The sequence below is a fragment of the Acidimicrobiales bacterium genome, assembly GCA_036491125.1.
GTDB lineage: Bacteria > Actinomycetota > Acidimicrobiia > Acidimicrobiales > AC-9 > AC-9.
On record DASXCO010000140.1, the window covers coordinates 1 to 4,556 of the forward strand.

The window sequence follows — 4,556 nt, forward strand, 5'->3', positions numbered from 1 at the left end:
GCCACCGTCGGCCGCGGCCGCCAATTCGGCGGCGACCTGCGCGGCGTCCTTCTCCTCCGACATGCCGATCGGCCCCTCGCGCCGGCCGTTGAGGAACTGCTTGACCACCGGTTCCTCCGAGGTGAGCAGCACCTCGCGCGGACCGAACATCACCAGCTCGCGGCGGAACAGCATCCCCAGGTTGTCGGGCACGGTGCGGGCCGTCCCGATGTCGTGCGTGACGATGAGGAAGGTGGCGTCGGTCTGCGCGTTCAGATCGATGATCAGCTGGTTCAGGTACGCGACGCGCACCGGGTCGAGACCGGAGTCGGGCTCGTCGAACAGCACGATCTCGGGGTTGAGCACCAGCGCCCGGGCCAGCCCGGCGCGCTTACGCATACCGCCGGAAATCTCGCCCGGCAGCTTGGCCTCGGTGCCGGCCAGGCCGACCATGTCCAGCTTCTCCGTGACGATGTCGCGGATCTCGCGCTCGCTCTTCTTGGTGTGCTCGCGCAGCGGGAAGGCGATGTTGTCGTAGATGTTCATCGAGCCGAAGAGGGCGCCGTCCTGGAACAGCACGCCCATCTTCCGCCGGATCCGGTACAGATCGCGGTCTCGCATCCCGACGATCTGCTCCCCCTCGACCCAGATCTCGCCCGTCTCGGGTGTCAGCAGGCCGATGATGTTCTTGAGCATCACCGACTTGCCCGTCCCCGACGGGCCCATGATGGCGGTGATGCGACCTTTGGGGATGTCGAAGGAGATGTCCTGGAGGACGGTGTGCGATCCGAACGACTTGGTCACTCCACGCAGCGAGATGACGGCTTCCTCGGCCACCGGCCTTCCCTCGGTTCGACGCTCGGGTACTTGGTAGTTCGGCGCCCGGCGGCTCGACCCCTACCTAGCGGCCCCACTGGTCTCGCCAGCTGCCACCGGGGGCCGACCGCTCGGACCGAATGACGCCCTTCACTGTCGGGCTGCCCGGCACAGGGTAGCGGTTCGGCCGGCCTGATCGTGACAAACGGCACACAGGCCCCGAATGGGTACGCGAGCTGACGGAAGCCCCGCTCAGGGAGGTGTCCGACGTCACCCCGGCGAATACAGGGGGTACCTTGACCCTCGTGGGATTGGGATCTTCCGGGCATAAGGCACAAGTCGCACCAAAGGGTGTACTGGCGGTCCCGGGCGATCGCCTGGGAGAGCAGGCGTTGTCGATCCCGTCTGGCCGGGCTCCCGGAGGACTGATGGCGCGGGTTCGCGGAGGCGCTGGTAGATGGCAGTAGTGATACCGGGCAACCGGAAGGTCAACCGGCTCTTCCAGGAGACGGGCGGCATGTTCGCACTGGCCCTGGAGTCGGTACGGCTGATCCGACGCCGCCCGTTCCCGATGCAGGAGTTCCTGGAGCAGACGTGGTTCCTGGCCAAGGTCTGCACGCTGCCGGTCATTCTCATCTCGATTCCGTTCGGCATCGTCATCGCCCTCGAGGTGGGAGGGTTCCTCCAGCAGATCGGGGCCCAGTCCCAGTTGGGCGCGGCCATGGTCCTGGCCGTCATCCGGGAGCAGTCGCCGGTGGCGACGGCCCTGATCATCGCCGGGGCCGGCGGGTCGGCGATGACCGCGGACCTGGGCTCGCGGCGGATCCGCGACGAGATCTCGGCCATGGAGGTCATGGGGGTCAACCCGATCCAGCGCCTGGTCCTACCCCGGATCCTCGCCGCCACGGTCATCGCCCTACTGCTCGAGGCGGTCACCGCCATCGCCGGCATCGGCGGCGGTCTCTTCTTCGGAGTGCAGGTCCTTCACGTCACCAGCAGCAGCTTCTTCGGCGGCTTCAACGAGCTGAGCCAGCTTGCCGACCTGCAGACCGCGGTGGTGAAGGTGATCGCCTTCGGCTTCATCTCCGCCATGGTCGCCTGCTACAAGGGCATGACCGTGAAAGGCGGCGCCAAGGGAGTGGGCGACGCCGTGAACCAGTCGGTCGTGATCACCTTCATCCTGCTGTTCTTCGTGAACTTCGTCGGGACCGTGATCTACTTCAACTTCGTCCCTCAGAAGGGCATCTGAGGTGGCGACGCCCGTCATCGACCGCGTCGTCCGTCCGGCGAGCCGGCCGTTGCAGAGCGTCACGTCGTTCGCCGAGCGCCTCTTCGACCAGCTCGCCTTCTACGCCCGGGTGCTCCGGGGCATGCCGGAGGGGCTGCGCTACCGGGCCGAGATCGTGTCGCTCGTGTCCGACGTCGCCATCGGGGCCGGGGCGCTTGTCGTCGGTGGCGGCATGTTCTTCGTCGTGTTCGCCAATACGTTCTTCACCGGCACCGAGGTCGGGTTGGAGGGCTTCAAAGGGCTACAGCAGGTCGGCGCCCAGTCGTTCACGGGCATCATCTCCTCGCTGGCCAACACGCGAGAGATCACACCGCTCGTCGCCGGCATCGCCATGGCCGCACAGGTCGGCGCCGGCTACACGGCGTCCATCGGGGCCATGCGCGTCTCAGAGGAGATCGACGCCCTGGAGGTCATGGGCGTCGACAGCTTCGTGTACCTGGTGTCGACGCGGCTGTGGGCAGCGTTCATCGCCCTGATCCCGATCTACCTGGCGGCACTCTTCGCCAGCTACCTCGCCAGCCAGCTCATCGTCACCAAGTTCTTCACCCTGTCGGCAGGTGTGTACCAGCACTACTTCAATCTCTTTCTGCCGCCCCAGGACCTCTTCTTCTCGTTCGTCAAGGCGTTCTTCTTCGTTGTCGCCGTCGTGCTCATCCACTGCTACTACGGCTACTACGCCACGGGAGGACCGGCGGGAGTCGGGGTGGCCGCGGGCAAGGCCATCCGCCTGTCGATCATCGTCATCGTGCTGCTCAACCTGCTCGGCTCGCTCATCTTCTTCGGCGGGCAGGGCACGGCGAGGATCGTTGGCTGATGCACATCACCCGACCCCGCCGTGTCGTCGTGGCTCTCGGGGTGGCCGTGCTCACCCTGGCCGTGGTGTACCGGGCCGTGGGCGGGGCCTACGACTTCTTCTCGACCGCTTACCCGCTCAGCGCCACCTTCCCCCATCTGGGCCAGAACGTGCACCCCGGCTCGGAGGTGGACTACCGGGGGGTGCAGGTGGGCAAGATCAAGTCCTGGTCGTTGGTCGACCGCCAGGTGCAGGTGCGCTTCACGATCAACCCCGGCTTCAAGGTCCCGGCCGCCGCCAGCGCCACCCTCGAGCCCCAGAGCGTGTTCGGCAGCGAGATCATGAGCCTCGACTTCCCCAACGGCCAGACCGGGCCCTACCTGCCCTCCGGGGGCCAGATCACCCACACCGCGACCACCGACCAGGTGCAGGACTTCATCAACTCCACCGTGCCGCTGTTCAACGCCATCGACCCCGGCGACCTGCAGACGATCATCTCCGAGCTGACCCAGGCCTCGGAGAACCTGGGCCAGACCATCGCCCAGAGCATCGACACCGGCACCCAGCTGGCCGACCTGTTCTCCAACACCATCAACGCCCAGATCAACGCCCTGGACGCCTTCAACCGCTTCCAGGCCGCCTTCACCCCGACGGCGTCCAACCTCAACGCCATCGCCGCGGCGAACAACGTGGGCCTGCCGGTGTTCAACCAGGCCGAGGCGACCTACCAGAGCTTCCTCACCACCTTGAAGCCCCTGGCCGACCACCTGGCCCAGCTGCTGTCGACCTACCGGCCCGACATCAACATCCTCCTCGGCCAGGGCGACAACGTGGTGCGGGTCCTGCTGGCCCGCCAGTCCGACATCTCCGACCTCATCCACGGGCTCTACCGCTACACGCTCAAGTTCGCCAAGGTGCAGAGCCCGCCAGGTGAGCTCACGGGCGACGGGAGCGGGTTCGCCTACTTCAAGGTCTTCACCAGCTTCAGCGACATCGACAGGCTGGTCTGTGGTCTGGTGGCGCCCGCCGGGGCGCCGCCCCAGCTCCAGCAGAGCCTGGCCCCCCTCCAGTCCGCCCTAGGACCGCAGTTCGACTGCTCGTCCACGGCCTCGGCGGGCGCAGGATCGGTCGCGGCGCCGACGTCGTCGTCGGTGGCCGGGAACATGGCCACGTCCGCCATCTCCGGCCTGGCCCAGCCCCAGGTGCCCGAGCGGGCCGGCGTGGGCAGCGTCATCCACGCGATGAGCGGTCGGTGACGCCGCGCCGCTGTCCTCGCCGTGACGGTCGGCCCGGCTCGATCAGGGCTTCGACGTGGTCGATGTCGTCGACGTGGTGGAGGTGGTGGAGGTCGTCGACGTGGTTGTGGTGGTCGGCCGGCTGGAGGTGGTCGGCGGGCTGATCGAGGTCGCAGTCGTCGTGGGCGTCGACGTGGTCGGCGGCGCTGCCGGGACAACAGCCGTCGGTACGGTCGTTCTCGGCGGCTGGGTCGTCGAGGCGATCGACGACGTGATCGATCGAGGCATCGTCGTTGCCGGCGCGAAATTGGTAACTGGCGTGGCTGGCAGCGAGGCTGACGGGGTCGCCTCGGTCGGGCCCGGACTCGCGACCGTCGGGGGCGGAGCAGGGGGGAGCTGGTCCGTGACGGGGGGCGAGGTGACCTGGCGAACCTGCTGGCTCCGG

At 67.4% G+C, this 4,556-nt stretch carries 5 protein-coding genes; 4 read left to right on the plus strand and 1 reads right to left on the minus strand.

From position 1 onward, the window contains the following. Nucleotides 1-816, minus strand: an 816-nt coding sequence (locus tag VGF64_11385) for an ABC transporter ATP-binding protein (protein HEY1635353.1), incomplete at its 3' end; no start/stop codon positions are given. Nucleotides 817-1,252: 436 nt separating this feature from the next. On the opposite strand from VGF64_11385, the gene VGF64_11390 reads away from it, so the two are divergent. The 4 genes from VGF64_11390 to VGF64_11405 all read left to right on the plus strand — a co-directional run. Then, the gene (locus VGF64_11390; GenBank protein HEY1635354.1) at nt 1,253-2,044 is read left to right on the plus strand and encodes an ABC transporter permease; all 792 of its coding nucleotides are present in this window, start codon (nt 1,253-1,255) and stop codon (nt 2,042-2,044) included. Nucleotide 2,045: 1 nt separating this feature from the next. Next, nucleotides 2,046-2,897, plus strand: a complete 852-nt coding sequence (locus VGF64_11395) for an ABC transporter permease (protein ID HEY1635355.1) — start codon at nt 2,046-2,048, stop codon at nt 2,895-2,897. Beyond that, nucleotides 2,897-4,132, plus strand: coding sequence for an MlaD family protein (locus VGF64_11400; protein ID HEY1635356.1), 1,236 nt, complete (start codon nt 2,897-2,899; stop codon nt 4,130-4,132). The genes VGF64_11395 and VGF64_11400 overlap by 1 nt, the downstream gene beginning before the upstream one ends. Before the next feature lie 55 nt (nt 4,133-4,187). Next, the coding region (locus VGF64_11405; GenBank protein HEY1635357.1) for a hypothetical protein at nt 4,188-4,556 on the plus strand (369 nt) is incomplete at its 3' end.